The sequence below is a fragment of the Pseudomonas sp. FW305-7 genome, from assembly GCF_058786735.1.
The window spans coordinates 32,738-46,813 of sequence record NZ_JBYSZA010000025.1 but is presented as its reverse complement, the minus strand read 5'-3'; the positions used below and the strand labels follow the sequence as shown (position 1 = coordinate 46,813).

Here is a 14,076-nt window from a genome sequence, read left to right as displayed (position 1 = left end):
ATCCATCGACAGCCCCTTGAAAGGGCTGTGCGACGTTAACGAAGCGCGAAAGATGTGGCTGTAGGACGCGTCTCTAAAGACGTGGGATTGTTCGCTATGTATCGAGGCGGGATTGGAACTGAACGGTGGTGAAGGGGATAACCCCCTCACCACACGGTTCTATGCCGGTAAGGCTGTGTTCTTGCGACTCGCCGCCGCCGTCACCGCATAACCGATCAACGCGGCAAACAACGATCCGGTCAGAATGCCCATTCGATCCATGCCGGCGTAGTCGCTCACGCCCGGTTCAAACGCCAGCGAACCGACAAACAGGCTCATGGTGAAGCCGATGCCGCAGAGGATGGCGACGCCCAACACCTGACCCCAATTGGCACCCTGGGGCAGGGAAGCGATGCCGATCTTCACGGCCAGCCAGGTCAGGCCGAACACGCCGACGGTCTTGCCCAGCAAGAGGCCGACGGCGATGCCCATCGGTACGTGGTGGGTAAAGCTTTCCACGGTGACACCGCTCAGCGACAGGCCAGCGTTGGCAAAGGCGAACAGCGGCAGAATGCCGTAGGCCACCCAAGGATGCAGCGCGTGTTCCAGCGTCAGCAGTGGCGAAGGTTCGGCGTTTTTCGTCCGCAGCGGGATGCAGAAGGCCAGAGTCACGCCGGCCAGCGTCGCATGGACACCGCTCTTGAGAACGCACACCCACAGGATCAGGCCGATGATCATGTACGGCCCAAGCTTGGCCACGCCGAGCCGGTTCATTGCCACCAGCGCCGCTATACACGCCGCCGCCAGACCCAGCGACAGAGTCGACAATTCACCCGAGTAGAAAATCGCAATGATCACGATGGCGCCAAGGTCATCGATGATCGCCAGGGTCATCAGGAACAGCTTCAGCGATACCGGCACGCGCTTGCCCAGCAGGGCCAGCACGCCGAGGGCGAAGGCGATGTCGGTGGCGGTCGGGATGGCCCAGCCGTCGAGCGCTGCCGGGTTGTCGCGGTTGAGGAACCAGTAGATCAGCGCCGGCACCAGCATGCCGCCGATAGCGGCCGCGCCAGGTAACACGATCTGCGATGGCTTGGACAGCTGACCGTCGAGGACTTCGCGCTTCACTTCCAGGCCAATCAGCAGGAAGAACAGTGCCATCAGGCCGTCGTTGATCCACAGCAGCAAGGGCTTGGCGATTTTCAGCGCGCCAATCTGTGCTACCACTGGCGTGTCGAGCAGGCCGGTGTACAGCCACGACAGGGGCGAGTTGTTGATAATCAAAGCCAGAATGGCCGCGGCGATCAATAACAGACCGCTGGCAGCTTCCAACTGAAAGAAACGCGTGAAAGTGCTACGCAGAGGCAAGGTCGCTCTCCATCGAATCGTCAAAAAGGTGGAACACCCTAACCCGTACTGTTAGTTGTTAAAACAAAAGTTATATTCTTTTTTGTTATATGTCGTTACAAGGTGTCTGGCTCAAGTCACGCTGAGCCTAGCAGTTGCCTGACACATTGAGACTCAGCTGTATCTGTGCGCGCTGCAGGATTTTTCCTAAGCTGACGGATGAGCCTTCCAGGGAGGCTGATCTCCCGCCGCGATCCAACGAGAATCATGACCATGAGCGACAACCGACAGTGGGCACGCGAAGCCATTCGCATCATCGAAGCGGATTTCCAGCGCAGCGCCGACACCCACCTGATCCCCTTGCCGCTGCCGGGTTTCCCGGGCATCGAGTTGTACTTCAAGGACGAATCCAGTCATCCGACCGGCAGCCTCAAGCACCGTCTGGCCCGTTCGCTGTTTCTGTATGCGCTGTGTAATGGCTGGCTCAAACCCGGCGCGCCGGTGATCGAGGCGTCCAGCGGCTCAACGGCGATTTCCGAAGCCTATTTCGCACGCATGCTCGGTCTGCCGTTCATAGCGGTCATGCCGGCGACCACGTCGAAGGAGAAGATTGCCCAGATTGCTTTCTACGGTGGTCAGAGTCATCTGGTGAAAGATCCGACGCAGATCTACGCCGAATCCGAGCGCCTGGCGCGCGAGCATGGCGGTCACTTCATCGACCAGTTCACTTACGCCGAACGCGCCACCGACTGGCGAGCGAACAACAACATCGCCGAATCGATCTTCCAGCAGATGCGCTACGAGAAGCATCCCGAGCCGAGCTGGCTGATTTCCAGCCCCGGTACCGGCGGCACCACCGCGACCCTCGGCCGCTACGTGCGTTATCGCCAGCACTGCACCCGCGTACTGTGCGCGGATGCCGAGCGTTCGGTGTTCTTCGATTACTACCAGACCGGCGATGCCAGTCTGCGCCTGGATTGCGGTTCGCGGATCGAGGGTATTGGACGGCCACGGGTGGAGGCGTCGTTCCTGCCCAAAGTGATCGATGCCATGGTCAAGGTGCCGGACGCCTTGTCACTGGCAGCCATGCACTATTTGGCGCAGCGTCTGGGGCGGCATGTCGGCGGGTCGAGCGGGACCAATCTGATCGGTGCGCTGATGGCGGCGCAGCAGATGAAAGTGGCGGGGGAGTCGGGGTCGATCGTGGCGATTTTGTGCGATGGCGGCGAACGTTATGCCGACACTTATTACGATCAGGACTGGCTCAAGGTGCAGGGGTATGAGTTGAGTGGGTTGATCGCGGCGGTAGTGGCGACTGCCGAACGCGGTGAGGCGCTGCCGACTTCAGTGTTGCGCGCCAATATCTGACACACCTGAATCAAATGTGGGAGCTGGCTTGCCAGCGATGACTGACTCACAGGCGAGACAGAACTAAGGCAATTCAATCCGCTCAACTTCCCCCGGCACCGTCGGCCAATCCCCGGCCGCCCACTTGCGCCGCGCCTCATCAATTGCCGCCGGATCACTCGCCACAAAATTCCAGTTGATCCGCCGAGGCCCGTCCAGCGGTGCGCCGCCGAATATCACTGCATGTAAATCGCTGTCGGCAAACAGGCTCATCTCTGCCCCGGCCGGCAACACCACCAGTGCGTGCGGTTCAATCGCTTCGCCATTCAACTGCGCATCACCGCTCAATACATATACCGCCCGCTCTTCATGTTCGGTGGGAATCAGCAGCGTGGTCGCGGTTTGCATCTTCACTTGCGCATACAACGTAGGAGAAAGCACCGGTACCGGCGATTCCAGGCAAAAGCCTGACCCGGCAATCATGCGAATCTGCACGCCGAGGTTATCGCTGACCGGCAAGGTCGCTGCCGGGTGATGGCTGTAATGTCCGGGGCCCTGCTCGTGATCCTTGGGCGAGGCCAGCCAGATTTGCAGGCCGTGCATCGTGAAGCTCTGCTCCCACAGCGGCTCAGGTGTGCGTTCAACATGAGCGATGGCGCTGCCGGCAGTCATCCAGCTGACATCGCCAGCGCTGACCACCTGATCGGAGCCGAGGCTGTCCTTGTGCTGGATCTGCCCTTCAAACAGATACGTGAGGGTCGACAGACCAATGTGCGGGTGCTGTCGGATGTTCATGCCTTTGCCGGTCGGATACACGGTTTCGAGCATGTGATCAAAAAACACGAAAGGCCCGACGCTACGGCATTTGGCTGACGGCAACGGGCGCAGAATCGGCTGGCCTTCGACGTCTTCGGCGCGCGGGCGGATGATCAGAGGTTGCGTGTCCATGGTGCATTCCAGGCTGAGCGGGTGATGCCAGAAGCATAACCCGCCGCTGGCGCTGTAGTGATTACTGGCTGTCAAAGCCTTGTGGGGCGTGGGTTTCGATGGTCACTTCGCTGGTGGTCATCAGTTTGTGGATCGGGCAGCGGTCGGCGACGCGCAGCAATTCTTCACGCTGGGCATCGGTCAACACGCCTTTGAGGGTGAGGGTGACGTGCAGGGCGTATTTGCCTTTCTGCTCCTCACTGTTGTCGCGTTTCACTTCGACACCGACGCCGGTCAACGGGATGTCTTTTTTCTTCGCGTACATCTTCAGGGTCAGCGCTTTGCAGGCACCGAGGGCGGCATCGAAGTAGTCGTGCGGCTCAGGTGCCGAGCCTTCGCCACCGGCGGATTTCGGTACGTCGGCAAACAGTTCGTGGTCATCAATCTGTACGGTGTGACGAAAACCTTCAGCGGAGACGGTATTGACGGTAACGGTCATGGGAACCTCGCAAGCAGTAGGAAAAAGTCGTTCGATCAAAAAAGACCTTGCAGTTATAGAGCATTCCCACCGGTACGCGTTCCACTTTCCTGCGGGATGAACCCTTGTCATCAGGGCGGGGTCTAGGCTATGCCTACTTGTCGGAGATTAATTGTGTCTTTGTTTCGTTTGAGTCTCGCCTGCCTCCTGGTGTTCGCCGGTACTGCCAGCGCCCGCGAATACACTTACAGCGATGCACACCTGCACTACGTGGATTTTTTCCAGGAAACCGCCGGCATGGCGAAACTGCTGACGGCGATGAAGGAAAGCTCCATCGAGCATGTGATGATTTCCGGCATCCCTGTAGCGAAGAAGTGGCACGAAGACGAACCCAAGCGGCCACGTTATTACGCCGGCGATGACGCTGATGCCTATTGGTACAGCGCCACCGACGTGATCGTCGCCGACGCCGTACAGAAACTGACACCTGAGAAGCGTCCGTACTTTCATCCATTCCTTTCCGGCTTCAACCCCAACGACAAGAACTCCGCCGCGCACATTCAGCGCATGCTCGATCTGTATCCGGGGTTATGGCAGGGCATTGGCGAAGTATTTACCCGACATGACGATCTTACGGCGCTGACTTCCGGTGACACGCCGCGCGCCAACAATGAGGCCATGACCAAGATTTATCACCTGGCGGCGGAAAACGATTTACCGGTGATGCTGCACTCCAACATCACCTCCAAGCGTGAGAAGAATCCGCTGTACCTGAAGGAAATCGAGGAGCCGCTGCGTAATCACCCGCACACACGGTTCATCTGGGCCCACGCCGGTACCAGCGCCGAGATTCATCGACACCAGACGCAACTGGATTTTCTCCTGCCCACCCTCACGCGCATGCTTGAGGCTTACCCCAATCTGTTTATCGACTTGTCGTGGAGCATGCTCACGCCCTATCTGCTGGACGAACAGGGCAAGCCGCGTCCGGAATGGCTTGCGCTGGTGGAGAAATACCCGGAGCGCTTCATGCTCGGTTCAGACGTCGTGGGGCGTTTCAACAAACTTGGGCAGGAAATGCATAGCTTCAGGCCATTCCTCGACGCATTGCCGGAAGACGTTGCCCGCAAAGTTTCGCGAGATAACTTTTTGGCGATCTTGCCGCGAATGGAGTTCAAGTCCGGCAAAACCGCGCTGAATCGTTAATGCCGAGCGTTCGAAGTATTAAGGCCTTTTGATATCACTTTTTCGTCTTACGCAAATTCTCGCCGGGCCGATACCTTCTACAGCAACCAGCTGCAGGGTTGATGCAGCGCTTTTGGAAGGAACCAGAGCAATGAGTATCCGTAGTCTCAATATTGCCCCGCGCGCCGGACTGGGTTTTGGCCTGTTGGCCCTGATGGTATTTGCCCTCGGCGCGTTCGCCCTGCTGCAAATGTCGAACATGCGCGCGCAGTCTGATGAGGTCGACAACAACTGGCTGCCCAGCGTGATGGCCGTCGGCGAGATGAGTCAGGACATGCTGCGCCTGCGGGCGCTGACCATGCGTCTGTTGCTTAATCGCGATCCGCAGGCATTGGCGCAGAACGTCGCCAAGCTCAATGAACTACGCGGCGTGCTGAGTGAAGCCCAGCAGCGTTATGACGTGCTGATCGTGTTGCCCGAGGAGCGCAAGCTGTTTGATCGCTTCAAAGTCGCCGAGCACAAGTATCTGGAGTTCCAAGCGCAGGTGATGCAGTTGTCTGCTCAGGATCGAGTCGAGGAGGCTGCTGCGATTCTCAATGGCGAGATGAGTCCATTGGCCGACGACATGGCGGTCACCCTTCGTGAACTAGTCGAGCTCAATAAGCACAATGCGAATCTCGCGACCGAGGCTGCACGACTGGTTTTCATCAATTCGCGGGTGTGGGTCGGTGTCATGATCGCTGTCACTGCACTGATCACCATCGGGCTGGCGCTGCTGTTGACCCGCAGCATCGTGCTGCCGCTGGCGCAATCGCTAGGTGTCGCGGAAGTGGTAGCGGGCGGCGATCTGACTGGCGACATCACGATCTCCGGCAAGGATGAACCGGCGCGGCTGCTGCATGCGCTGAAAAGCATGCAGCACAATCTGCGTGAGACGATCCGGCAGATCTCGGAGTCTTCCAGCCAACTGGCCTCGGCCTCGGAAGAGCTGAGTTGCGTCACCGAAGACGCCACGCGCGGATTGCATCAACAGAGTCTGGAGATCGAGCAAGCGGCCACGGCGGTGAATCAGATGACCGCAGCGGTGGAGGAGGTGGCCAGCAATGCGGTGGCGACCTCCGAGGCCTCGCGTGAATCCGATCGGATTGCCCAGCACGGCCGCGAGCAGGTGCAGCAGACGGTGTCGTCGATTGAGTTTCTGGCTGAGGATGTGACCAGCAATGCCAGTCAGGTGGAAGACCTGGCACAGAAGGTTCATGGCATCAGCAAGGTATTGGACGTGATTCGGTCGATTGCCGAGCAGACTAACCTGTTGGCGCTGAACGCGGCAATTGAGGCCGCGCGCGCCGGTGATGCCGGGCGCGGGTTTGCGGTTGTGGCGGACGAAGTGCGGGCACTGGCGCATCGCACGCAGCAATCGACACAGGAAATAGAGCAGATGATTGGCGGGATCCAGCAAGGAACGGATTCGGCGGTCAGTTCGATGCAGCAGAGCAATGTTCGAGCGCGCTCGACGCTGGAACTGGCCAAGGCTGCCGGGACTGCGCTGGAGGAGATCGCTTCGGCGTTTACGCTGATCAATGAGCGCAACCTGGTGATCGCCAGTGCATCGGAGGAGCAGGCGGCGGTGGCGCGGGAGGTGGATCGCAATTTGATGAATATTCGCGATCTGGCCATGCAGACGTCGGCGGGGGCGAATCAGACCAGTGCGGCGAGTCAGGAGTTGTCACGGTTGGCGGTGGATTTGAACAATATGGTGGCCAAATTCTCGGTTTGAGGTTTGGCTGAAAAGCCCCTCACCCTAACCCTCCCGAAACGTCGGGCCGCCCAGAGGGAGAGGGGACTGATCGTGGGAAATTAGAGAATTACGCTGACTTGAGCGTTCGTTAGTGAATCCATAATCGACTCGATCTTTCAGGTCGATTCATGGCGCCAGACATCTCGGTCGGCTCCCTCTCCCTCGGGAGAGGGCTGGGGTGAGGGGGTGAATGTGACACAAAAACTCGGGCTAAACGCAGGCAATAAAAAGCCCCGCATCTGCGGGGCTTTTCACATCGATCGGATCAGCTACCTTTGACAGCCTTGCCGTTGACCGTACCGTCCTGGAGCATGATGTTGTACTCCTTGCCGTCGGTTTCAACCTGTTGCAGGCGGACCAGCAGGTAATCCCAATCCTTGGCGAACCACAGGACGGTGATGCGCTTGCTTTGTGTCGGGTCGCGTACGCGCTCGACCTTGATCGCATCGATCTTGCCAGCCTTGGTCTCGACTTTTTCCGAACCCAGCACGCGGAAGTCATAGGTATCGACTTCGCCGTCATCGACCACTTGATAGCTCATGGTCTTTTTGCCGGCAGCCACGTCATGTTGCAGTGCCAGTTGATAGGTCGACTTGTCGACCATGCCACGGTTCAGCGGGATTTTCACCGCGTCGCCACGGTCGGTGCCGGTGACCATTTTGCTGTTCCAGTCGAAATCCAGATCAGCTTTCTTGGCTTTGCCCAGACCGCCACGTTCGAAGTGGTAGGACTGCGGTAGCAAGGTGTCCTTGTCCAGGGTCAGGGTGCTTTGTTCGGTCAGGCTGGCGATCATCATCGAGGCCTTGAAACTGAGCGTCCAGACGCCGTTGGCACCTTTGGTCAGGCTGCGTTCGGCAGTGCCGCTCATGGGCAGCTGCTTCCAGTCGGCGGTGTAGCTGGCGGAGAACGGTTGAAGGTCTGCCGCCTGCGCAAAAGGCAGGGCGAGCAGTGCGCAAGCGAAGAGCAGGGCGCGACGCATAATATCTCCTAGTGTCGAATCAAGTGGCCGCTGGCCGCGAGTAACTGGCCATCCAGTAAAGCACCTTGCTCACCGAGTGCCAGTCGCCCTTCGGCAAACCAGCGTACCGCCATCGGATAGATCAGGTGTTCCTGAACATGCACTCGCTGCGCCAGACTCTGCGGCGTGTCGTGCAACTCTACCGGTAATACTGCCTGTACGACCAGTGGTCCGCCATCGAGTTCCTCGGTGACGAAGTGTACGGAGCAGCCGTGTTCCGTATCGCCGGCCTCCAGCGCGCGCTGATGAGTGTGTAACCCTTTGTATTTGGGCAGCAGCGACGGATGGATATTGAGCAGGCGACCCTGATAGTGGCGAACGAAATCAGCGCTGAGAATGCGCATGAAACCGGCCAGCACCACGAGCTTCGGATTGAATTCGTCGATCAGTTCGACCAAGGCAGCGTCGAAGGCCTCGCGACCCTCGAATGCCTTGTGATCCAGCGAGCGGGTGGCGATACCCGCGTCACTGGCGCGTTGCAGGCCGTAGGCGTCGGCACGGTTGGAAATCACCGCAGCGATGCGAACCGGGCTGTCGCCGGTCCGCGTGCTGTCGATCAAAGCCTGCAAGTTACTGCCGGTGCCGGACAACAGCACCACGACATCACAGGTTGCGGACATTAATGAGCCTTAAGGTTCTTCAGTTCGACCTGAGCAGCGCCTTCGGCAGCTACAGCGATCTGACCAATGACCCAAGGCTGCTCGCCAGCGTCACGCAGGGTGTTCAGGGCGACTTCAACGTGCTCCTGAGCCACGCAGATGACCATGCCGACGCCGCAGTTCAGGACGCGGTGCATTTCGGTCTCGTCAACGTTGCCTTGCTCTTGCAGCCAGTCGAAGACGGCCGGGCGAGTCCAGCTGGCCACGTCAACCACGGCCTGAGCGCCTTTTGGCAGAACGCGCGGGATGTTGTCGAGCAGGCCGCCACCGGTGATGTGGGCCATGGCTTTGACCGCGCCGGTGTCTTTGATCAGCTTGAGCAGCGGCTTCACATAGATGCGGGTCGGAGCCATCAGCAGGTCGGTCAGCGGTTTGCCGTCGAGCTGGATGGTTTCGATGTCTGCACCGGACACTTCGATGATCTTGCGGATCAGCGAGTAGCCGTTGGAGTGCGGGCCGGACGATGGCAGCGCGATCAGGGCGTCACCGGTGGCGACTTTCGAGCCGTCGATGATTTCGGCTTTTTCCACGACGCCGACGCAGAAGCCGGCCAGGTCGTAGTCTTCGCCTTCGTACATGCCTGGCATTTCAGCGGTTTCGCCGCCGACCAGCGAGCAGCCGGACAGTTCGCAGCCAGCGCCGATGCCGGTAACCACCTGGGCAGCGGTGTCGACGTTGAGTTTGCCGGTGGCGTAGTAGTCGAGGAAGAACAGTGGCTCAGCGCCGCAAACGACGAGGTCGTTCACGCACATCGCAACCAGGTCGATACCGATGCTGTCGTGCTTGTTCAGGTTCAGCGCCAGACGCAGCTTGGTGCCGACGCCGTCGGTGCCGGAAACCAGTACAGGCTGCTTGTAGCCGGCCGGGATTTCGCAGAGGGCGCCGAAACCGCCCAGGCCGCCCATGACTTCCGGGCGCGCAGTGCGCTTGGCGACGCTCTTGATGCGTTCGACCAATGCTTCACCGGCGTCGATGTCTACACCGGCGTCCTTGTAGCTCAGGGAGGGTTGCTTGCTCATGATCCAGGCCTTTAGGGGAGGGGATTCAGGGGTAACGACCGAGTTCAGCGGGAACATCGAAATCGAGGGGGCGATGGCCTCACGCGAGTTTCGAGGTGCCCGGCTGTTGCCGGTCTGCGAAGGCGCGCGATTTTATCAGGCTTGAGGGGCAGCGGCCATCCTCGCACCGACGGGCAGGGCCATATCGGCGGAAATTTTTTGCAATTGAGGCGCACGGGTGCCTGTATAAGGTGTGGCAATTAACCGTCTATCGTTATCACTGTGCAAAAACTTACCGCCGCCGTGTGAATGTTTTGCAACGGCCGAGGGTCACAGCCTTGCTCAACCGGTTCACGCGGCCTGTTCCAGCCGCTCCTGTCGACGGGAATTTTCCATGCGTTTTTGTAAATTGTTGTTTGTGGGCTGTTTGTCTGTGGTCAGCCTGGCGAGTCATGCCGAAAACCTCAAAGGCCTCTATCAAGTACGTGAGCCGGTCCACGGCCAGGCACCGGAAGAACGTGATCGCGCGACTCAGGCTGCGCTGGATACGCTGGTCCTGCGCCTGACCGGCGACCCAAAAGCCCCGCAGAGTCCAGGGCTGGCGGCGATTCGCAAAGATCCGCAGCAGATCATCAGCCAGTTCGGTTTTGATGCCGGGCCGCCGGAGATGCTGAAGGTCGACTTCGATCCGGCGACCACCGAACAGGCCCTGCGCCGTGCCGGGTTGTCCTTGTGGGGCGCCAGTCGACCTTCGATTCTGAGCTGGTGGCTGAACGATTCCACCGAAGGTTCGAGTCTGGTCGGTGACGGTCAGGCCGCGGCCGCGCCGTTGCGTACGGCTGCTCAGCACCGTGGTTTGCCGCTGCGTTTGCCGCTGGCCGATCTGAGTGAGCAGCTGGTTGCCACGGCACCTGCGCTGGAAGGTAATGATCCGGCGCCATTGCGTGGGGCTTCGGAGCGCTACAACGCGGATGCCCTGCTGGCCGTGCATGCGCGCGAAGAGGGCGGGCAGTGGCAAGCCAAATGGCACTTGTGGCTGGGCGATCAAAAAGAAGCGGGCAGCGTGCAGGGCGCCGATCAGGCCGCCGTGGCCGATGCGGTGATGCTGGCGGTGGCCGAGCGTCTGGCGCCACGTTTTGTTGCCAAACCCGGGGCGTCGGGGCAGCAGACCCTGGAAGTGCAGGGCATGAATCTTGAGTATTACGCCACGCTGCTGCGGTTACTCGAACCGTTCGGCGTGCGTCTGCAAAGTGTCGATGGCGATCGCATCGTCTATCGGGTCAATGGCAGTGCTGATCAGATGCGTGCGCAGTTGTCGCTGGCGAAGTTGCAGGAACTGCCCGCCGAAGCGCCAGCCCCGGTGGTGCCACAGCCGGCAGTAGCAGGTGCTCCGCCCGTTGTGGCTCCGGCCCCGACACCGGCGGCCCCGTCGTTGCGGTTTCGCTGGTAAGTCTTTCCTTATATAGAAGCAACAGGAGTGGTACATGGCCGATACGCGGCGTTGGTTCTGGCTCGGTGGGGTAGTCCTGCTTTGCGCGTTTGTATGGTTGTTGCATCCGATCCTCACGCCGTTTCTGGTGGCGTTGCTGCTGGCGTATCTGTTCGATCCGCTGGTGGATCGTCTGGAGCGCCTCGGTCTGTCGCGCACCTGGGGCGTGATTGCCGTGTTTGCCTTGTTCACCCTGATCGTCACGGCGCTGTTGCTGGTGCTGGTGCCGATGCTCGCCAAACAGTTGCTGCGCTTGTACGAACTGGCGCCGCAGATGCTCGACTGGTTGCAGCACACGGCGTTGCCGTGGGCGCAGGCGAAGCTCGGGCTGTCGGATGGCTTCTGGAAGTTCGACAAGGTCAAGGCGGCGATCAGCGAGCACATGGGTCAGACCACTGACATTGTCAGTGTGGTGCTGAGTCAGGCAACGGCGTCGAGCCTGGCGCTGATCAGCTGGCTGGCCAATCTGGTGCTGATCCCGGTGGTGAGCTTTTACCTGCTGCGCGACTGGGACGTGATGATGGCCAAGATCCGCAGCCTGCTGCCGCGCGATCGTGAAGAAACCATCGTCTCGTTGGCCGGTGAGTGCCATGAGGTGCTGGGTGCGTTCGTGCGCGGGCAATTGCTGGTCATGCTGGCGCTGGGCGTGATCTATGCGGCGGGCTTGATGATTGTCGGTCTGGAACTGGGGCTGTTGATCGGTCTGATCGCGGGCCTTGCGGCGATTGTGCCTTACATGGGCTTCGTGATCGGCATCGGCGCGGCGCTGATTGCCGGGTTGTTCCAGTTCGGCGGTGATCTTTACCCGATGATCGGGATTGTTGCGGTGTTCATGGTCGGCCAAGCGCTGGAAGGCATGGTGCTGACGCCTTTGCTGGTGGGCGACCGCATTGGTCTGCACCCGGTGGCGGTGATCTTTGCGATTCTGGCCGGTGGCGAGTTGTTCGGGTTTACCGGGGTACTGCTGGCGTTGCCAGTGGCGGCGGTGATCATGGTGCTGGTGCGCCACGTACACGACTTGTACAAGGACTCCGACATCTATAGCGGGGCGGACGAGCCCGAGTTGTAGTGGCAGTGACGGCCACCCGGCAAATCGCCGGGTTGGCCCGTGTCATGCAGGTGTTGGCGTCAGAGAATCTGTCATAAAACCAGTGTGTTAACGCAAACCTTTGATTTGGCTGGACTCTGTTGCATTGTGCGCTCAGCTTCACGGGTATAAACTTCGCAAACTTTACACAGAGGCCACTAACGGTTCCTTGGGAACTGTTCAGTCAGCATGAAACCGATTCAGCTGCCCCTAGGTGTGCGTCTGCGTGACGACGCCACCTTCATCAACTACTACCCAGGCGCCAATGCCGCTGCACTCGGCTATGTCGAGCGCCTATGCGAAGCCGACGCCGGCTGGACAGAAAGCCTGATCTACCTGTGGGGCAAACACGGCGTAGGGCGTACGCATCTGTTACAGGCCGCGTGTCTGCGTTTCGAGCAGATGGGCGAGCCGGCGGTGTATCTGCCGTTGGCCGAGTTGATGGATCGCGGTATCGAAATTCTCGACAATCTTGAGCAGTACGAACTGGTCTGCCTGGACGACTTGCAGGTGATTGCCGGCAAGGCGGACTGGGAAGAGGCGATGTTTCATCTGTTCAACCGTCTGCGTGACAGCGGTCGGCGCCTGCTGATTGCTGCCTCGACCTCGCCGCGTGAATTGCCGGTCAAACTGGCTGACCTGAAATCGCGTCTGACCCTGGCGCTGATCTTTCAGATGCGCCCACTCTCCGATGAAGACAAATTGCGTGCTTTGCAATTGCGCGCATCGCGTCGTGGTTTGCACCTGACTGACGAAGTCGGGCATTTTATTTTGACTCGCGGCACCCGCAGCATGAGTGCACTGTTCGACTTGCTCGAACAGCTCGATCAGGCCTCGTTGCAGGCGCAACGCAAGCTCACCATTCCCTTCCTCAAAGAAACCCTCGGCTGGTAGCCATCCCTTTGGTTCTGCGGCTTTCAGCGTGTTTCGGCATATTTCAGGCGCCAGAAAATCCGCGTTCCTGCACCGCTTGCAGGTCGCGTATTCGTTCAAATGGGCTTAAGCGCTTAGATGTAAACGAGAAACCGAGAAGTCACAAAAAGATCGATTGAATTTGCAAATGAGGTCGATAGCGGGCATAGTCTCGGCTTCTTTACAACTATCAGCCACGGTCGTGCCCATGCTAAAGCGCTTCGCACCCCTCGTGCCTCTCGCACTCCTCACCCTGTTGTTCGGTTGCGCTGCTAATTCTCCAGTTCAAGAGCAGCCACAACAGGTTAAAAATTCTGCCACTGCCCAGTCTTCCGTTATTTACCAGGAAGAGCTGGACACCGAAAAAGAACTGTCGGACTTCAACGGCAACAAGCCTTACCAGCTTCCAGTTCTGGCCGACAGCATCCTCGAACGCGGCATGTCCCTGATCGGTACCCGTTACCGTTTCGGTGGTACCTCTGAAGCCGGTTTCGATTGCAGCGGTTTCATCGGCTATCTGTTCCGCGAAGAGGCCGGCATGAACCTGCCACGCTCCACTCGCGAAATGATCAACGTGGATGCGCCGCTGGTATCGCGTAGCAACCTCGAGCCGGGCGATCTGCTGTTCTTCGCCACCAACGGTCGTCGCGGTCGTGTCAGCCACGCCGGGATCTATCTCGGTGACAATCAGTTCATCCATTCCAGCAGTCGTCGCAGCGGCGGTGTTCGCATCGACAGCCTGGGTGACAGCTACTGGAGCAAGACCTTCATCGAAGCCAAGCGTGCACTCGCCATGGCCCCGACCGTGGTCACCGCGCGCAAGTAATTTCCCGGTTGTGGCCACGTCCGTGG

Annotated in this window: 13 protein-coding genes; 7 read left to right on the top strand and 6 right to left on the bottom strand. The window is 59.4% G+C overall.

The genetic code is table 11. The features are described 5' to 3' along the window. Positions 1–159 precede the first annotated feature (159 nt). The gene (gene nhaA, locus AC3WMT_RS24120; RefSeq protein WP_103306604.1) at positions 160–1,347 is read right to left on the bottom strand and encodes a Na+/H+ antiporter NhaA; all 1,188 of its coding nucleotides are present in this window, start codon (positions 1,345–1,347) and stop codon (positions 160–162) included. 252 nt (positions 1,348–1,599) lie between these two features. Here nhaA and AC3WMT_RS24115 point away from each other — a divergent pair, with 252 nt between their 5' ends. Continuing rightward, positions 1,600–2,694: a PLP-dependent cysteine synthase family protein gene (locus AC3WMT_RS24115; protein ID WP_103306617.1), complete on the top strand. Its 1,095-nt coding sequence runs from the start codon at positions 1,600–1,602 to the stop codon at positions 2,692–2,694. Positions 2,695–2,757: 63 nt separating this feature from the next. On the opposite strand, the gene AC3WMT_RS24110 is transcribed toward AC3WMT_RS24115, so the two are convergent. Together AC3WMT_RS24110 and AC3WMT_RS24105 are read right to left on the bottom strand one after the other, a co-directional pair. Then, on the bottom strand, positions 2,758–3,621 hold the full coding sequence (locus AC3WMT_RS24110) for a pirin family protein (protein ID WP_103306605.1): 864 nt from the start codon (positions 3,619–3,621) through the stop codon (positions 2,758–2,760). A gap of 61 nt (positions 3,622–3,682) precedes the next feature. Continuing rightward, positions 3,683–4,099, bottom strand: coding sequence for an OsmC family protein (locus AC3WMT_RS24105; RefSeq protein WP_103306606.1), 417 nt, complete (start codon positions 4,097–4,099; stop codon positions 3,683–3,685). Between the two features lie 129 nt (positions 4,100–4,228). Here AC3WMT_RS24105 and AC3WMT_RS24100 point away from each other — a divergent pair, with 129 nt between their 5' ends. Continuing rightward, positions 4,229–5,284 carry an amidohydrolase family protein gene (locus AC3WMT_RS24100; RefSeq protein WP_103306607.1) on the top strand — a complete coding sequence of 352 codons (1,056 nt, stop codon included), beginning with the start codon at positions 4,229–4,231 and terminating at the stop codon, positions 5,282–5,284. A 130-nt stretch (positions 5,285–5,414) separates the two neighbouring features. After that, positions 5,415–7,040 (top strand): methyl-accepting chemotaxis protein, encoded by a 1,626-nt coding sequence (locus AC3WMT_RS24095; RefSeq protein ID WP_103306608.1) that lies wholly within the window; start codon positions 5,415–5,417, stop codon positions 7,038–7,040. Between the two features lie 286 nt (positions 7,041–7,326). Here AC3WMT_RS24095 and AC3WMT_RS24090 read toward each other — a convergent pair whose 3' ends face one another. From AC3WMT_RS24090 to purM, 3 genes are read right to left on the bottom strand one after another with little or no spacing between them, the layout of a single operon-like run. Further along, entirely contained in the window at positions 7,327–8,040 is a 714-nt protein-coding gene (locus AC3WMT_RS24090) for a DUF3108 domain-containing protein (RefSeq protein WP_103306609.1), read from the bottom strand. Between the two features lie 8 nt (positions 8,041–8,048). Next, positions 8,049–8,699, bottom strand: coding sequence for a phosphoribosylglycinamide formyltransferase (purN, locus tag AC3WMT_RS24085; protein ID WP_103306610.1), 651 nt, complete (start codon positions 8,697–8,699; stop codon positions 8,049–8,051). Continuing rightward, positions 8,699–9,757: a phosphoribosylformylglycinamidine cyclo-ligase gene (gene purM / locus AC3WMT_RS24080; RefSeq protein WP_103306611.1), complete on the bottom strand. Its 1,059-nt coding sequence runs from the start codon at positions 9,755–9,757 to the stop codon at positions 8,699–8,701. The genes purN and purM overlap by 1 nt, the downstream gene beginning before the upstream one ends. Before the next feature lie 373 nt (positions 9,758–10,130). Between purM and AC3WMT_RS24075 the strand changes: the two genes are divergently transcribed. The 4 genes from AC3WMT_RS24075 (at position 10,131) to AC3WMT_RS24060 (ending at position 14,050) form a co-directional block, all read left to right on the top strand. Then, positions 10,131–11,186: a DUF2066 domain-containing protein gene (locus AC3WMT_RS24075; RefSeq protein WP_103306613.1), complete on the top strand. Its 1,056-nt coding sequence runs from the start codon at positions 10,131–10,133 to the stop codon at positions 11,184–11,186. Positions 11,187–11,220: 34 nt separating this feature from the next. After that, positions 11,221–12,294 carry an AI-2E family transporter gene (locus AC3WMT_RS24070; RefSeq protein WP_103306614.1) on the top strand — a complete coding sequence of 358 codons (1,074 nt, stop codon included), beginning with the start codon at positions 11,221–11,223 and terminating at the stop codon, positions 12,292–12,294. 207 nt (positions 12,295–12,501) lie between these two features. Then, a complete protein-coding gene (gene hda / locus AC3WMT_RS24065) occupies positions 12,502–13,206 on the top strand; it encodes a DnaA regulatory inactivator Hda (RefSeq protein WP_003223042.1) in 705 nt (234 codons plus the stop codon). A gap of 226 nt (positions 13,207–13,432) precedes the next feature. Beyond that, positions 13,433–14,050 carry a C40 family peptidase gene (locus AC3WMT_RS24060; protein ID WP_103306615.1) on the top strand — a complete coding sequence of 206 codons (618 nt, stop codon included), beginning with the start codon at positions 13,433–13,435 and terminating at the stop codon, positions 14,048–14,050. Positions 14,051–14,076 lie beyond the last annotated feature (26 nt).